This is a genomic window from Leclercia adecarboxylata (assembly GCF_023639785.1).
Lineage (GTDB): Bacteria > Pseudomonadota > Gammaproteobacteria > Enterobacterales > Enterobacteriaceae > Enterobacter > Enterobacter adecarboxylatus_D.
Genome location: NZ_CP098325.1, coordinates 3,297,300 through 3,312,503 on the forward strand (window position 1 = coordinate 3,297,300; position 15,204 = coordinate 3,312,503).

General features: G+C 55.9%; 12 protein-coding genes and 1 tRNA gene. 6 read left to right on the forward strand and 7 right to left on the reverse strand.

The genetic code is table 11. The features are described 5' to 3' along the window. Nucleotides 1–160: 160 nt before the first annotated feature. From fadJ to NB069_RS15670, 3 genes are all read right to left on the reverse strand, one after another. A complete protein-coding gene (fadJ, locus tag NB069_RS15660) occupies nt 161–2,308 on the reverse strand; it encodes a fatty acid oxidation complex subunit alpha FadJ (RefSeq protein ID WP_250585025.1) in 2,148 nt (715 codons plus the stop codon). Then, entirely contained in the window at nt 2,308–3,618 is a 1,311-nt protein-coding gene (fadI, locus tag NB069_RS15665) for an acetyl-CoA C-acyltransferase FadI (RefSeq protein ID WP_250585027.1), read from the reverse strand. The genes fadJ and fadI overlap by 1 nt, the downstream gene beginning before the upstream one ends. A 154-nt stretch (nt 3,619–3,772) precedes the next feature. Further along, complete coding sequence (locus tag NB069_RS15670; protein WP_250585029.1) at nt 3,773–4,057, reverse strand: YfcZ/YiiS family protein; 285 nt, start codon at nt 4,055–4,057, stop codon at nt 3,773–3,775. A 371-nt stretch (nt 4,058–4,428) separates the two neighbouring features. Between NB069_RS15670 and fadL the strand changes: the two genes are divergently transcribed. Further along, nucleotides 4,429–5,751, forward strand: coding sequence for a long-chain fatty acid transporter FadL (gene fadL / locus NB069_RS15675; protein WP_250585031.1), 1,323 nt, complete (start codon nt 4,429–4,431; stop codon nt 5,749–5,751). Nucleotides 5,752–5,799: 48 nt separating this feature from the next. Here the strand turns inward: fadL and mlaA are convergent, their stop codons facing one another. Next, on the reverse strand, nt 5,800–6,552 hold the full coding sequence (gene mlaA / locus NB069_RS15680) for a phospholipid-binding lipoprotein MlaA (RefSeq protein WP_250585033.1): 753 nt from the start codon (nt 6,550–6,552) through the stop codon (nt 5,800–5,802). 315 nt (nt 6,553–6,867) lie between these two features. Between mlaA and NB069_RS15685 the strand changes: the two genes are divergently transcribed. The 3 genes from NB069_RS15685 (at nt 6,868) to NB069_RS15695 (ending at nt 8,298) form a co-directional block, all read left to right on the forward strand. After that, nucleotides 6,868–7,797 (forward strand): formate/nitrite transporter family protein, encoded by a 930-nt coding sequence (locus NB069_RS15685; protein ID WP_250585035.1) that lies wholly within the window; start codon nt 6,868–6,870, stop codon nt 7,795–7,797. Between the two features lie 75 nt (nt 7,798–7,872). Next, nucleotides 7,873–7,944 (forward strand) — tRNA-Arg (locus tag NB069_RS15690). Nucleotides 7,945–8,076: 132 nt separating this feature from the next. Further along, complete coding sequence (locus NB069_RS15695) at nt 8,077–8,298, forward strand: hypothetical protein (protein ID WP_250585037.1); 222 nt, start codon at nt 8,077–8,079, stop codon at nt 8,296–8,298. Between the two features lie 38 nt (nt 8,299–8,336). Here the strand turns inward: NB069_RS15695 and NB069_RS15700 are convergent, their stop codons facing one another. Further along, entirely contained in the window at nt 8,337–10,253 is a 1,917-nt protein-coding gene (locus tag NB069_RS15700) for a flagellin (RefSeq protein WP_250585039.1), read from the reverse strand. A gap of 197 nt (nt 10,254–10,450) precedes the next feature. Between NB069_RS15700 and NB069_RS15705 the strand changes: the two genes are divergently transcribed. Both NB069_RS15705 and NB069_RS15710 read left to right on the forward strand, forming a co-directional pair. After that, nucleotides 10,451–10,987 carry an isochorismatase family protein gene (locus NB069_RS15705; protein WP_250585041.1) on the forward strand — a complete coding sequence of 179 codons (537 nt, stop codon included), beginning with the start codon at nt 10,451–10,453 and terminating at the stop codon, nt 10,985–10,987. 34 nt (nt 10,988–11,021) lie between these two features. Then, complete coding sequence (locus tag NB069_RS15710; RefSeq protein ID WP_250585042.1) at nt 11,022–11,561, forward strand: DUF2058 domain-containing protein; 540 nt, start codon at nt 11,022–11,024, stop codon at nt 11,559–11,561. A gap of 42 nt (nt 11,562–11,603) precedes the next feature. Here NB069_RS15710 and NB069_RS15715 read toward each other — a convergent pair whose 3' ends face one another. Then, nucleotides 11,604–12,968 (reverse strand): HlyD family type I secretion periplasmic adaptor subunit, encoded by a 1,365-nt coding sequence (locus NB069_RS15715; RefSeq protein WP_138369819.1) that lies wholly within the window; start codon nt 12,966–12,968, stop codon nt 11,604–11,606. Beyond that, nucleotides 12,955–15,105: a type I secretion system permease/ATPase gene (locus NB069_RS15720; RefSeq protein WP_250589526.1), complete on the reverse strand. Its 2,151-nt coding sequence runs from the start codon at nt 15,103–15,105 to the stop codon at nt 12,955–12,957. Before NB069_RS15720 ends, NB069_RS15715 begins: the two co-directional genes overlap by 14 nt. Nucleotides 15,106–15,204 lie beyond the last annotated feature (99 nt).

Sequence of the window (15,204 nt, forward strand, 5' to 3'; positions counted from 1 at the left end):
ACACATCACGAGGTAGAAAACCCGATGGCCGGGCATTGTGCCTGATCCATCCGTTGAATGAAACGCTGTTTTTTACCTCAACGGCGTAAGTATAGTCAATGTCAGTTTACAAATTAGACAGGACCAGACCCTTCAACGGCGGATTTACTCTTATTTGACCTTAATTTACAAGGTCAGTTTCCTTTGCTGGCCAAAATCGCAGCCCCTGATCCGCCATTTGCAACAATGTGTCACACGGCGTAAACCGCGGCCCATATTGCACAGCCAGTCGTTGTAAAATCGCAACAACTTCACCCGCACCTAAGCTATCCATATAGCGGAACGGGCCACCCAGGAAAGGTGGGAAACCGATGCCAAACACGGCGCCAATGTCACCGTCACGGGCATTTTTAATGACCTTCTCATCAAAGCAGCGCGCCGCTTCGTTGAGCATCATCATGACGCAGCGTTCTGCGCACTGTGTCGCAGAGAGTTTGCCCTCGCCGGCAGGCTTAATAAGCCCATAAATAGCCGGGTCAACCTGCTTCTTGCTTTTACGCCCTTTTGGGTCGTAAAGATAGAAACCGCGTCCATTTTTTCTGCCTTTGCGATCATCATTCAAAATTGCAGAAACAATGTTTGCAGGTGCGCTAAACCGTTCACCGTAAGCGCTTTCCAGCACAGGTATAATTTTAGTGCCGGTATCGATTCCCACCTCATCCAAAAGTTGGATTGGGCCGACCGGGAAACCAAACTTCACCAGCGCATTATCGATATGTTCAACCTTTTCGCCTTCGGTCAGCAGGCGCATGGCTTCACTGATATAAGGAGCCAGAATGCGGTTGACGTAGAACCCGGCTTTATCAGCGACCACCACCGGCGTTTTGCCCTGCATTTTTGCCAGCTTCACGATAGTGGCAATGGTCTGCGGGCTCGTTCCGGCGTGCGGGATGACCTCCACCAGCGGCATTTTTTCTACCGGACTGAAGAAATGCAGCCCGATCACCTGTTCAGGTCGCGCGGCCCCGGCCGCAATATCGCCGATAGGCAACGACGAGGTATTGGAGGCAAAAATGGTGTGCGGTGCACAGTTCGCTTCAACCTCGGCCACCATCTGCTGTTTCAGGGCCAGATCTTCGAATACGGCCTCAATCACCACATCACGATGACGGAAACCGCTGTAATCGGTAGTGCCGGAGATCAGCGCCAGCTGACGATCGCGCTCGCTGGCTTTGATATGGCGGCGTTTGACCTTTTTATCAAGCAACTGCCAGCTGTATTGCAGCGCGTGATTGATCCCCTTCGGGTTGATGTCTTTGATCCGCACCGGTAATTTGCCTTTGCTGGCGCTCACGAAGGCGATACCGCCCCCCATCAGCCCGCCGCCCAGTAGACCGATGGCGTCCAGTGGCGCAGGCTCCGCCTCGCTGCCGGGATCTTTTTTCACTTCAGTGCTGGCAAAAAAGATGCTGCGCAGCGCCTGAGACTGCGGCGTCATCGCCAGCTCGCCAAAGGCTTTGGCTTCTGCGGCATAGCCGCTGCTGCTGCCCTGGGTCAGGCCGGTATGGATCACCTCGAGAATACGTTTTGTCGCCGGGTAGTTGCCCTGGGTTTTCTGCTCGGTTTTTTTACCCACCATGTTGAACAGCAGCGCGCGGCCCAGCGGCCCCGCCAGCACGCGCTCGCGTACCGGTAAGCGACGACTGTCCGGTTTGCCTTTCAGGGCCAGCGCAACGGCGGCCTCCAGCAAAATGGCGTGGGGAACCACCTCATCCACCAGCCCAACCTTCAGGGCCTGGCGCGGACGCAGCTGTTTGCCGGCAAGGATCATCTCCAGTGCCGTGCTGACACCCACCAGCCGCGGCAGACGCTGCGTGCCGCCCGAGCCCGGCAGTAAGCCAAGCTGCACTTCCGGCAGGCCCAGCACCGTTTTGGCGTCGTCGGTACAAATGCGTCCGTGACAGGCCAGCGCCAGCTCCAGACCGCCGCCAAGGCAGGCCCCGTGGATCGCCGCAATCACCGGGATCGGCAGAGCATGAATTTCGGCCATGATCTGCTGCCCCTGACGGGCCAGATCCTCCGCCACCTGCGCGCTTTCGGCGCGGGCAATCATGTTGATATCGGCCCCGGCAATAAAGTTGTCCGGCTTGGCCGAGATGAACACCAGCCCGCGCAGGTTTTTGTTTTCACGCACCTGCTTAAGGATGGCGCGCACCTGGCCGCCAAACTCTGCTTTCAGGGTATTCATCTTTTCGCCTGGCGCATCGATGGTGACTACCGCCACGTTGTCCAGACGCACGTGCAGGGTAAACGCCGTTGTCATCTCCATTATTCTGCCTCCAGAACCATTGCGGCACCCAGGCCACCCGCCGCGCAGGCGGTGACCAGGCCAAAACCGCCGCCGCGACGGCGCAGCTCATGCAGCGTCTGGGTGATCATCCTCGCCCCGGTCGCCGCAAAGGGGTGCCCATACGCAATGGAGCCCCCCAGCACGTTAAATTTGCTTTCATCCACTTCGCCCGTGGCATGGGCGCGGCCCAGCACGTCCCGGGCAAAACGTTCGCTGGCCAGCAGTTGTACGTTGGCCAGGGTCTGCGCGGCAAAAGCTTCGTGCATGTCGATGAGCGTCAGATCGCCCATGGTGAGCCCGGCACGCTCCAGCGCCAGCGGCGTAGACCAGGCAGGCCCCAGCAGCATGTCCTGCCAGACATCAATGGCGGTAAAGGCGTAGCTGCGCAGATAGCCGAGCGGCTTCAGGCCCAGCTCTCTGGCGCGGGATTCGGTCATCAGGATCACCGCCGCCGCGCCGTCGGTTAACGGGGTGCTGTTCGCCGCGGTGACGGTGCCGTGTTTACGGTCGAACGCCGGGCGCAGTTTCGCGTAATCCGCCAGCGTAGAGGTACCGCGAATATTGTTATCCTGGCTAAGCGGCTCGCGGAAGGGCGGCGTATAGGCCGTCATCACCTCATCTGCCAGCTTGCCCTCCTCCCAGGCCTGGGCGGCGCGCTGATGCGAGCGGTGCGCCAGGGCATCCTGCTGTTCACGGGTAATGCCGTAGGTTTTCGCCATCTGCTCGGCGGTATCCCCCATCCGCAGCCCGGTGGAGTACTCCGCCACGGCAGGTGGCACAGGGAGTAGATCGCGCAGACGCAGGCGCGAAAACAGCGACAGGCGCTGCCCGGTGGTGCGGGCTTTGTTGGCGTCCACCAGCACACGGGCGAGCTTTTTACTGACGCCAATCGGTAAAACGGACGAGGAGTCGGCTCCGCCGGCAATCCCGGCGCGAATGGTGCCGGTTATCAGACTCTCCGCAACGTTCGCCACCGCCTGAAAGCTGGTGGCACAGGCGCGGCTGACGCTGTAGGCATCGGTGTGCACGTTCATCCCGGTACCCAATACGATTTCACGGGCGATATTAGGCGCTTCCGGCATTTGCACCACCTGGCCAAAGACCAGCTGTTCGATAACCTCGGGAGGGATTTCGCTGCGAGCCAGTAGCTCTCCTACGACCATTTTTCCCAGATCGACGGCAGGAATGCCATGAAACGCCGTCGCCTGACGGGCAAACGGCGTACGTAATCCACTGACAATGGCAATGCGATCGCCCTGACGGGTGATTAGCGGTAATGCCTGACTCATAACGCTCCCCTGTGAATAACAAATGCGCAAAGTGGTCTGACCTGATAACAGTCTTAACCAAATTTTTACATTAGCCAATCAGGGAGAGGAAAAATTGCGAGCGAACACACAGAGCACAAACGAAACGCCTCCAGGAAGGAGGCGTTGAAAGGAATTAACGCAGACCGAGTTGAAAAATCAGGGATTCTGCTTCGCAGCTGAACACGAAGTCGATGTCCAGGCGAACCCCACCTTCTACGTCGGTGAAGGTAGAGTTAATTGCACAGGGTTCAGACTCCACGCCGCGGGCTTTTTCGGTCAGCGCGGCCAGCGTCTCTTCGGCGTCGGCACGGCTGGCAAACTCACGGCTGTAAGAGGCGGTGCAATCCGTGTTGTCCACGATGGTACCCACATCCATACAGCAGCAAACCGGGGTTTCATCAGCACTGCATTTACTCATAGTAGATTTCCTCTTCATTCGCGCATGGCGCGAGATAAACACGATGCTGATATTTTACGCGCCGGGCGGGGGCGGCTCCAGTCGTTAATGGCTTTAAAGCGGGTAAGTGAGCAATATCACACGTAAAAATGATCTAAAACAAAAATCACCCATTCGGAGGAAGCGAACTGGTCACAATTTTGCCACCCAGATCCCGTTTCGAAAAACATATCAGTAAATATTCACAAACACTCTTGCAACATTCTATCTGGTCAGACCTATACTCTCGCCACTGGTCTGATTTCTAAGTGTTACGACAGACCCTACACTTCGCGCTCCTGTTACGGTATGTAACAAAAATTGCATAAAAATAACTCAATGAGGTTATGGTCATGAGCCAGAAAACCCTGTTCAAAAAAACTGCGCTGGCAGTCGCAGTGGCAATCGTCTCCACCTCCGCCTGGTCAGCGGGATTCCAGCTTAACGAGTTCTCTTCCTCAGGCCTGGGCCGTGCCTATTCCGGGGAAGGCGCCATCGCTGATGATGCCGGGAACGCGAGCCGTAACCCTGCCCTGATCATGATGTTTGATCGTCCAACCCTCTCCGCAGGTGCCATTTTTGTTGACCCTGATGTAGATATCTCCGGACGCTCTCCTACGGGCGCAAGCCTGAACGCGGATAACATCGCGCCAACTGCATGGGTGCCAAACCTGCACTTTGTTGCACCTATCAATGACCAGTTCGGCTGGGGCGCATCCGTAACCTCTAACTACGGACTGGCGACCGAGTTCAATAACAATTACGCAGCAGGGGCCTACGGCGGTACAACCGACCTGGAAACCCTTAACCTGAACCTGAGCGGTGCTTATCGCCTGGATAATCACTGGAGCTTCGGCGTCGGCTTTGATGCGGTGTATGCGAAAGCGAAAATTGAGCGCTACGCGGGTGACCTGGGTCGCGTTATCGCAGGCTCCGGCGCATTACCTCCGGCCCTGGCACGACAGGTCGCCGGGATCCAGGGAGATACCCAGATTGCCTACCTGAAGGGTGATGAGTGGGGCTATGGCTGGAACGCCGGTATTCTGTATGAAATCGATAAGAACAACCGGTATGGCTTTACCTACCGTTCTGAAGTGAAAATCGATTTCGATGGCGACTATAAGAGCAGCCTGCCATCAGCCTACAACCAGATCCTGGGCAACTTTGGTCTGCCGTTGGGCACAGATGGCCGCACCACTGGCGGTTCTCTGACCCTGAATTTACCTGAGATGTGGGAACTGTCCGGGTACAACCGAGTCGCACCGCAATGGGCTATCCACTATAGCCTGACCTACACCAGCTGGAGCCAGTTCCAGGAGCTGAAAGCGACCAACAGCGGCGGTGATACGCTGTTCTATAAAGACGAAAGCTTCCGTGACGCTTACCGCATCGCGCTGGGTACCACCTACTACATGGATGATAACTGGACGTTCCGTACCGGTATTGCCTTCGATGACAGCCCGGTTCCGGCAGACAAGCGTTCTATCTCCATTCCGGATCAGGATCGCTTCTGGCTGAGCGCCGGTGCAACCTATGCATTCAACGAAGATGCTTCAATCGATGCGGGTGTCTCTTATATGCACGGTCAGAAAGTGTCGTTCCAGGAGGGTCCGTATGAGTTCTCTTCTGAAGGTAAAGCCTGGCTGTATGGCATGAACTTCAACTACGCGTTCTAATCACATCACGATTAAAAAAGGTGAGCCCTGGGGCTCACCTTTTCTTTTTTATTCCGCATCAATCTCGGAGAGTTCATTTTCGATCGCTTTGGCGTTCGGGTTCTCTTCCGGTTTCAGCTTGCCGCCGTTGGCAATGAAGTCGTGGTTCTGGAAGTAGGCCTCACGCACCATAAGGTACGGATCGGAAGACTGACGAAGCAGACCGTCGGAATCCAGCAGCTGCGCGCGCGTCTCCACCCCTTCCAGCGTCCATTTACCTATCGACAGCGGCCAGGTGAGCCAGGAGAGCACCGGATAAAGCGTATCGACCATGTCGCCGCCATCATCACGCAGGGTGAAGCTTCCGTAGAACGGCAGATGCACGTACGGGCCGTAACCCACATTATAGTGACCCAGGGTACTACCGAAACGGTGCGGCTGCTCGCGCTGCAGCTTCGGATTCGCCATCCCGGCAACGTCAATAAAGCCGCCCATCCCTAACAGGGTGTTCAGGAAGAAACGGGTGAAGTGGACCATCCCCTGATAAGGATCGCCCTGCAGGAAGTAGTTCGCCATCACCGCAGGCTCTTCGAGGTTGCTGGTGAAGTTGCTCAGGCCATTACGGGCAGGCTGTGGAACATAATCACGCCATGCCACCGCAACCGGGCGCACCAGATACGGATCCAGCACGTTGTAGTTGAAGTTGTACATGGAGCGGTTAAATCCTTCCAGAGGATCGGAGCGCCCCTGCTGCTCGCCAGAGCTGGCGCAGCCCATCAGCAACGTGGTGCTCAGCGCAACCACCGACAGCCGAAGTTTCATATCTTTCTCCCTGTTAAGTATGGCTATCAGCAAAAGCCATCCGTCATGGCGCTTTCGCGCTCTGTCTGTAAACGTGCAAGTGATTGTATCAGCACGACTACTGATGTCTACGACCACAAATCGGGGCAATAAACACTCTCTGGTATGATCTCAGAATAGCCTGGCTTTACGTTTTCGTTTGGCTGGCAATTTTATACGGCCTTTGCCATTGATGTATCGCCTTTATTGCCATTGCAGGAATTTAAGAGCATACCCACGGGCGACGGGGGAAAAAGCGCTACGCTTAAGGGTATCTGATCACTATGGAGCGTTGCGATGGACGAGCTAAAAGAAGAGAAAATAGACGGTCATACTGAAGAGCTGGAAGTGGAAAGCGAGGAGAATCGCCGGGGAAAGAAGATTGAGGTCGACGAGGACCGCCTGCCCTCGCGCGCGATGGCCATCCATGAACATATTCGCCAGGACGGTGAAAAGGAGCTGGAGCGCGACGCCATGGCGCTGTTCTGGTCTGCGATCGCAGCCGGATTATCAATGGGCGCCTCCCTGCTGGCAAAAGGGATTTTTCACGTCGAGCTCGAAGGGGTACCCGGCGGCATAATAATAGAAAACCTCGGATACACCTTTGGCTTTATTATCGTGATTATGGCGCGCCAGCAGCTCTTTACCGAGAACACCGTCACCGCCGTACTGCCGGTGATGCAAAGCCCGACCTGGGGCAATTTCGGCCTGCTGATGCGCCTGTGGAGCGTGGTGCTGCTGGGCAACATTATCGGTACCGGGGTCGCCGCCTGGGCGTTTGAGTATATGCCGATATTTGATGAGCCCACCCGCGACGCCTTTGTGAAAATTGGTATGGGGGTGATGGAAAACAGCCCATCGGAGATGTTCGCCAACGCGATTATCTCCGGCTGGATCGTTGCGACTATGGTCTGGATGTTCCCGGCGGCCGGTTCGGCAAAAATTGTGGTTATCATCCTGATGACCTGGCTTATCGCCCTTGCCGATACTACCCACATCGTGGTGGGGACGGTGGAAATCTTATATCTGGTGTTTAATGGCACCATCCACTGGACCGAATTCTTCTGGCCCTTCGCCCTTCCTACTCTGGCCGGTAACATCTGCGGCGGGACCTTTATTTTTGCCCTGCTGAGCCATGCGCAGATTCGTAACGATATGTCTAATAAGCGCAAAGCCGAGATGAAAGCCAGGCAGGTGGAAGCCGAAGAAGATAAAAAATCGGCTTGAATGGCGACACTTTAAGCAGTCAGGCGGTCACGCGCTTAACGCATTGTCTAAATGACGTTATACTCGTGCCGCTTCGTCCCCTTAGTTAAATGGATATAACGAGCCCCTCCTAAGGGCTAGTTGCAGGTTCGATTCCTGCAGGGGACAAATCCCGCCACTCAATCTGTCATCCCTCATAGCACCCATACACACAACTCAACAGCTTGCTGTGATGTACTCTCCTGCCATCAGAACGTATCCATACCTTACCGGGTATAAAAAATTGAACGGAGAAAGTTGATGAAGAAGATCCTGATCGCTATGGCATTACTCGCCCCCTGCTCTGCCTTTGCCGGCGTTGTCTTCCATCCGGTAGAACGCGCGGCCGTGGTCGCAAATTCCAACCATCCTGTAGCGGCGGCAACCGTTACCGCGCAGGCAAGAAATCACCGGGCAGCCAGAGTGGATGCCGTGAGCTGTAACGACGGACGCTGCGTCCAGCACGGTAACGTTATTCGCTAAGATTTACGGAGCCCCGACATCCCGGGGCTTCATTTCATCTACTTTATCGCACCATTCAGCAACGACAGCACCACCTGCGGCATCTGATTGGCTTTCGACAGCATCGATCCCAGGGACTCCTGGAATATCTGCGCACGCACCAGATTTGACATCTCAAAGGCGTAGTCAGCATCCTCAATTCGTGAGCGGGATGCATTGACCGCGACTGACATCGTCGCCTGAAGATTTTGTGTGGATTCCAGACGGTTCGCCACTGCCCCCAGGGTGCTGCGCCGTTCATCGACCTGCTTAATGGCATTGTCGAGCGCCGCCAGAGGGTTCTCAGGGTTTTTCAGGCGAATTTCGTCACCCACTTCAGAGATATTCAGGGTCGTGTAGTTGGTCGCTGCATCCGTAGAGGCACTAAAGGATGCCTGATAGTAGATCTGCAGATCTCCCAGACCGTTCAGGGTCTTAAGCAGGAAGCGGGCAGGCGTCTCATCAGTCAAAACCAGAGTGGCTTTTTTTGACTCGGTGCCGTTCACCACATCCATATAGTAATTACCGTCCGCGTCCAGGCGCAGCACATCGTTGGAAATATTGCCCCCGGCATCGGTATAGCGCACGTTGACCTTCGCAGGATCCATCGTGACGGCTGACGTCCCGTTAACATGAGTCACATCTGAGAAATTACTCAGGCTGGTAGCATTATTCGCCGTCACCACAAGCGAACTGGTCGTGCCGTCGGTCGTTGTCGTCACCGAGGCAGTGTAATAGCTAAAATTACCGTTGCCATCGTCCACTTCCATAATGTACTGGCTGCCTGATTTCAGCAGCCTGGCATCAGCGGCGGAGACCGCATTATTACTGGCATCGTTAAAATTCAGCGTTGCCGTCGTGGGATCAATATTGGGTGTGCTGGTTACGACAGCCGGAAGCGTGCCGAAATCCGTCTCCCATTTTGCCGTGGTGCTGGTCATTTGCGCGGTGACGGCACCGGATGAACCATAGGTCAGGGTGGCAGGATAATAGAAATCATCCTGCTCAATATAATACTGGCCGTTTGATTCCCGTAATGACGGTGCCGGGCTGTTACTTAGTCCGCCACCATTGGTGTCGAGATAGCTCACCGAAGGAATGGATCGGCTGTCTAGCTGGCTGACGCTGCTGTAGAGAGGCGTGCCATTCGTTGCGCTGATACTCACGCTACCCGTTCCGCTGGCGGTATTCCAGCTTGCGGCGGTGGTGGCCTGATAATAAGCAGGCTTACCGTCAGCGCCTGTATCCTGAATATAATACCGGCCATTATTGGCGTTTCGCACCAGTTGCGGCGCGTTGTATGAGCCTGTCGGAGACCAGGTTACGCTGACATTACTGCTGTTCAGGTCGATATTACTGGCGCTTCCTGTTACCTGGCTGATGTCTGAAACCTTGCCGCTGATACCGCGAATAACGAAATCCTTCAGCCCGATATTTTCCACGCTGAAGTTTTTCGATAGATCGAGAAAGATTTTTTCATTATCCCGGGTGCCGACCTGAAAACCGACCGAGCCAGCACTACCGTCCAGCAGGTTAATACCGTTAAAGTCGACGGACGTATTCAGCCGATCGATCTCTTTCAGGTTTAAGTTAATTTCAGCCTGAATAGCATCCGCATCCGCCAGGTTGTTAGTTTCACTGAGCCCTTTTACGGTGAGTTCCCGAATGCGCTGCAGCCGGTTATTGATTTCACTCATCGCGCCTTCGGCAGTCTGCACCAGTGATAAACCATCACCTGCATTACGTTGCGTCTGCTGCAACGCATTCTGCTCGCTGGTCATGCGGTTAGCCACGGCCTGGCCCGCCGCATTATCCCTGGCGCTGTTGATACGCATGCCGGAAGAGAGATTGCGGATGGCCTGCGCGAGGGCAGAGGTATTTTGTGAGGATTTCCCCTGGATGGTTAACGCAGTTAAATTCGTATTCAGGCTTAACATTCCGATGTACCGGTTCAGGTTTCACTGCAACGGTTATCGGTCATGCGCTGGATTAGTTGATGATTTATTGAGAACTTAACCAAATTTAGTAGGGGTACGCCGAAGGTCATTGCGGATAGAGTCATTCCCTTCAGGGTTTGGCTACCGTGCGTAAAGCGCGGTTAATCCTACCCGAGGCCAGACCTAAGGAGAGTTATATGTCCAAAGCACTACTCATCATCGATATGCAGAATTTTGTTGCGGAAAGAATTCAACAGGGTGTGGATTACTTTCCGCCAAACAGCATTGAAAACATGACCGCTATCATTGAGAAATTCAGACAATCAGGCGCCCCGGTCATACACGTTCGCCATCAAACGCCCGAGGAGGGCTCGCCGCTCCATCACCGTTCTCCTTCCAGCTTACCCCTTAAGTCCTTTGAAGAATTAGCCGACGAACCGGTCTTTATTAAACACACATCGTCTGCGTTCAGCTCTACGGGTTTGTTTGATTATCTTCAGGATGCGGGTATTTCAGAGCTGGTGGTTATCGGTGCCGTAGCCGGATTTTGCGTTAACTCTACCGTCAGATCGGGCGCAGACCTCGGATTAAAAATCACTGTCTTAAAAGATGCAGCGATCAGTTTCGAACTGAAACAGCATCAGCTCAGCGCAAAAGCCATTCTGGATGTTACCCTCGGGCTACTTGATGCCGGTTTTGCTCAGGTTATCCCTGCTGGGGAATTAAAGGTATAATCTGCCCATCATTTGACAGATTTCAGAAACGAACATGACCAAACTCACACTCCAGGAACAGATGCTGAAAGCTGGCTTAGTCAGCAGCAAAAAGATGGCGAAGGTACAGCGCACCGCCAAAAAATCCCGCGTTCAGGCGCGTGAAGCACGAGAAGCGGTGGAAGTGAATAAACAGGCGCAGATGGAGCGCGATAAGGCCCTGAGCGAGCAGCAAAAGCAGGCAGCCCTCGCCAAAGAGTACAAGGCGCAGATCAAGCAGTTAATTGAGATGAACCGGATCGTGATAGCGAAAGGCGATATCGGCTTCAACTTCACCGACGGCAATCTGATTAAAAAAGTGCTGGTGGATAAAACCACACAAAAACAGCTGATCAATGGTCGTCTGGCGATTGCGCGCCTGGTGGCTGAAGCGGGCCGCGAAAGCGAATACGCCATCATCCCTGCGGTTGTTGCCGATAAAATTATGCAGCGTGATGCGAGCTATATCGTATTTAGCGGCGAGCTGACACAGGAAGCGAAAGACGAAGACGATCCGTACGCTGATTTCGTCGTGCCTGATGATTTGATGTGGTAATGCCTGAAGACCACCTCTTCCCGGGGTGGTCTTCATACTTTCTTAGCGCTCGTGGAACGCCTCCGCCCTCGCCCGCAGAATCGGTTTCAGCAGATACGCCATCACCGTTTTCTTACCGGTAATGATATCCACCGACGCCACCATACCCGGAATAATTAACAGCGGCTTTTCATCCGTGCCGAGGTGGTTTTTGTCGGTACGCAGTCGAATCACGTAAAAACTCTTCCCGTCTTTGTCGGTGACCGTATCAGGGCTGATCTGCTCCAGCGTTCCCTTCAGGCCGCCATAGATCGTGTAGTCGTAGGCGGTGAACTTCACCGTTGCCTCCTGTCCCGGACGTAAAAACGCGATGTCCTGTGGACGGATTTTCGCTTCCACCAGCAGTTTGTCATCCAGCGGAACGATCTCCACCAGGTCGTTACCCGGCTGGATCACGCCGCCGATGGTGTTCACCATTAGCTGCTGTACCACGCCCCGCACCGGTGAGGTCACCAGGGTACGGTTCACCCGGTCGGAAATCGCCTTGCCCGAGGCCTCGATTTTGCTGAGATCGGTTCGCGCCTCGTTGAGCTGCCCCAACGCTTCGCTGCGATAGCGCCCGCGCGTTTCGCCGACTTTACTCTCAATCTCCTTGATGGCCGCTTCTGCCCGGGGAATAGCGAGGGTCACGGAGTCGAGCTGCCCCTGGGTTTCCACCACGCCACGACGCAGGCGGAGCACTTCAACTTTAGAGATCGCTCCTTTGGCCACCAGCGGTTCAGACATGGCGACTTCCTGCTGCTGCAGCGCCAGGCTGCGACGGTACTGGCTGGCCTTGCCCTGGAAGTCGAGCAACTCCTGCTTCTTCTGAATGAGCTGTTCGTTGAGCCCGGCCAGTTCGCTCTGAATGCGTTTATTCACGCTGGCGAAAAGCTCCATCTCGCCGCTGGCGATATCCGGGGCCTGCTTCACGATCTCCGGTGCCAGGGTCAGGGTTGTGGCATCGTTCAGCTGTGCGGTCAGACGCTGGATGCGCGCCTGCAGCGCCAGCCTGTCGGCCTCGCTCTCCCCGGCGTTGGAACGAAACTGGGTATCATCCAGACGCAGCAGCGGCGCGCCGGCTTTCACCACCTCGCCTTCATGGACAAAGACCTCAGCGACGATCCCCCCTTCGAGGTTCTGCACTTTTTGCAGGCGGGACGACGGTATAGCCCGCCCTTCCCCGCGCGTCACCTCGTCGATACTGGCCAGCGATGCCCAGAGGATCATGGCGATAAAGAAGGCGAAGATGGCCCACAGCGTGACGCGCACCACTCGCGGGGCATCGTCCAGCAGGGCTTTGTTGACCTCGTTAGTGGTAAAGGGTGCGGGCTGTTTATCTCCTGACAGCCAGCTCATCAGGCGGCTAAGCGTCTCAACGATTCGCATGAATTTGTCCTTTCTTCAGCGCACTCATCACGCTCTCTTTCGGACCGTCGGCAATGATTTTGCCGTTGTCGACGATAATCAGACGATCCACCAGCGTCAGCAGCGACGCACGGTGGGTTACCATCAGCAGCGTTTTGTTGGCGATCGCCGGGGCGAGCGCCTTTTTGATCAGATCTTCGCTGGTGTTATCCATTGAGCTGGTAGGTTCGTCCATCAGCAGCACCGGCGGGTCGAGCAGCAGCGCACGCGCCAGAGCGACAGCCTGCCGCTGGCCGCCGGAAAGACTCATCCCCCGCTCGCCCACCTGCATGTTGTAGCCGGACGGGTGACGACGGGCGAACTCGTGTACCCCGGTCAGGGTGGCCACGCGCAGCATGGTCTCGTCGTCAACATAGCTGGCGCCGTACACCAGATTCTCGCGCAGGGTGCCGCTAAACAGGTGGATATCCTGCGGCGCGTAGCCAATGTTGTGGCGCAGATCGTGAACATCAATCTGGCGGGCATCGATGCCGTCGATCAGCACATTGCCGCTGTTCGGCTGGTAAAAACCGACCAGCAGCTTCGCCAGAGAGCTTTTACCCGACCCGCTGCGCCCGATGATGCCCACCTTTTCCCCGGGCTGGATCGTCAGGGAAACATTGATGAGCGAAGCATACTGATTGCCCGGGTAGATAAAGGTCACATCGCGCAGCTCGATAGCGCCGGAGAGTGTTTCCCGCTTCAGCGGCACTTCGTCGTCCTGCACTTCCTGCTCAAGATCCATCATCCGGTCGATGGTGGCTTTGGTCATCCGCGCGCGCTGGTAGCGGGTGATCAGGCTGCACAGCTGGCCGATGGGCAGCATGGCGCGACGGTGCAGCAGATAGCAGGCGATCAGCCCGCCCATGCTCAGGTTGCCGCCAATAATGATGTAGACTCCGGCCACGATCAGGGCCACGCCGCTGAACTGTTGCAGCCAGGCGGTAAAGTTCACCGCCACATAAGAGAGCGACTTCACCCGCAGCTCCAGCTTGCTCAACTGGCCGGTAAGGTGCTCCCACTGATACTGGCGCTCGCTCTGGGCGTTATTGATCTTGATGGCATCAAGACCAGTAAGCGTCTCCACCAGCATCGCCTGGCGTTCGTTAGAGAGCTGATACGTTTTTTTCACGCGGGACATCAGCGGGCGCTGGATCAGCCAGTTCACCAGCAGCGCCAGCGGATAAGCGAGCAGCGGGATAAACACCAGCGGGCCGCCGATGATGCCAATCACCAGCAGGATCAGCAGGGTAAATGGAAAGTCGATAAAAGCGGTCAGCGTCAGCGACGACAGAAAATCACGAATCGACTGGAACTCCTGGAAGTTCTGCGCAAAGCTTCCCACCCGCTGTGGGCGGAGCTTCATCTTCATCCCCAGCAGCCGCTCGAACAGCGCCGAGGAGACCACCAGGTCGGTTTTCTTGCCCGCCAGATCGAGACAAATACCCCGCAGGATCTTCAGCACAAAGTCGAACACAAAGGCGATGCTGACGCCAATAGCCAGCACCCACAGGGTGGCGGTGGCTTGATTAGGCACGACCCGGTCATAGACGTTCATCACAAACAGCGGGGCGCTGAGCGCCACGAGGTTGACCAGGAAACTGGCGACCACCGCATCCATATAGAGGAATTTCGACAGCCTGAGCGTGTCCTGGAACCAGGATTTTGTGCGCGGCAGCGTGGCCGTCGGCTGGGCATCAAACTCATGCTGCGGGGAGATAAAAATCGCCCGGCCGCTGTAATTCTCCGCCAGCTTTTCGGGCGAGACGGTGATTTCACCGCCCTCCGTTTCACTGGGCAGCAGGCGCGCGCGCTGCTGGTCATCCCAGCCAATGAGCACCGCGGCCTGGTTGTTTTTCAGCAGCAGAATGGCAGGCAGAGAGAGCGCGGTAATGTTTTCCAGCCCACGCTGCATCACCCGCGCCTTGAGCCCGGCCCGTCCGGCGGCGCGGGGAAAGGTCTCTGTCGTCAGGGTGTGGGCGTCCAGCGGCAGCCCCGCGGTCAGGACGTTGCGGCTGGTCACGACGTTATGCAATTTACAGACGATCATCAGCGCGTCCAGCAGCGGATCGTCATGGCTTTGCCGCGGATCCTGTCTGCCCTGCGCCTGCGGGGGCATCTCGATACGATCGGAGGAGTCAATATCAGGCGTCATTCTCTGCCTCAGTGTTCTGCAGACCGCGGTCGCAGATAAAAAAGAGAGGGTTACTGCTGTTTA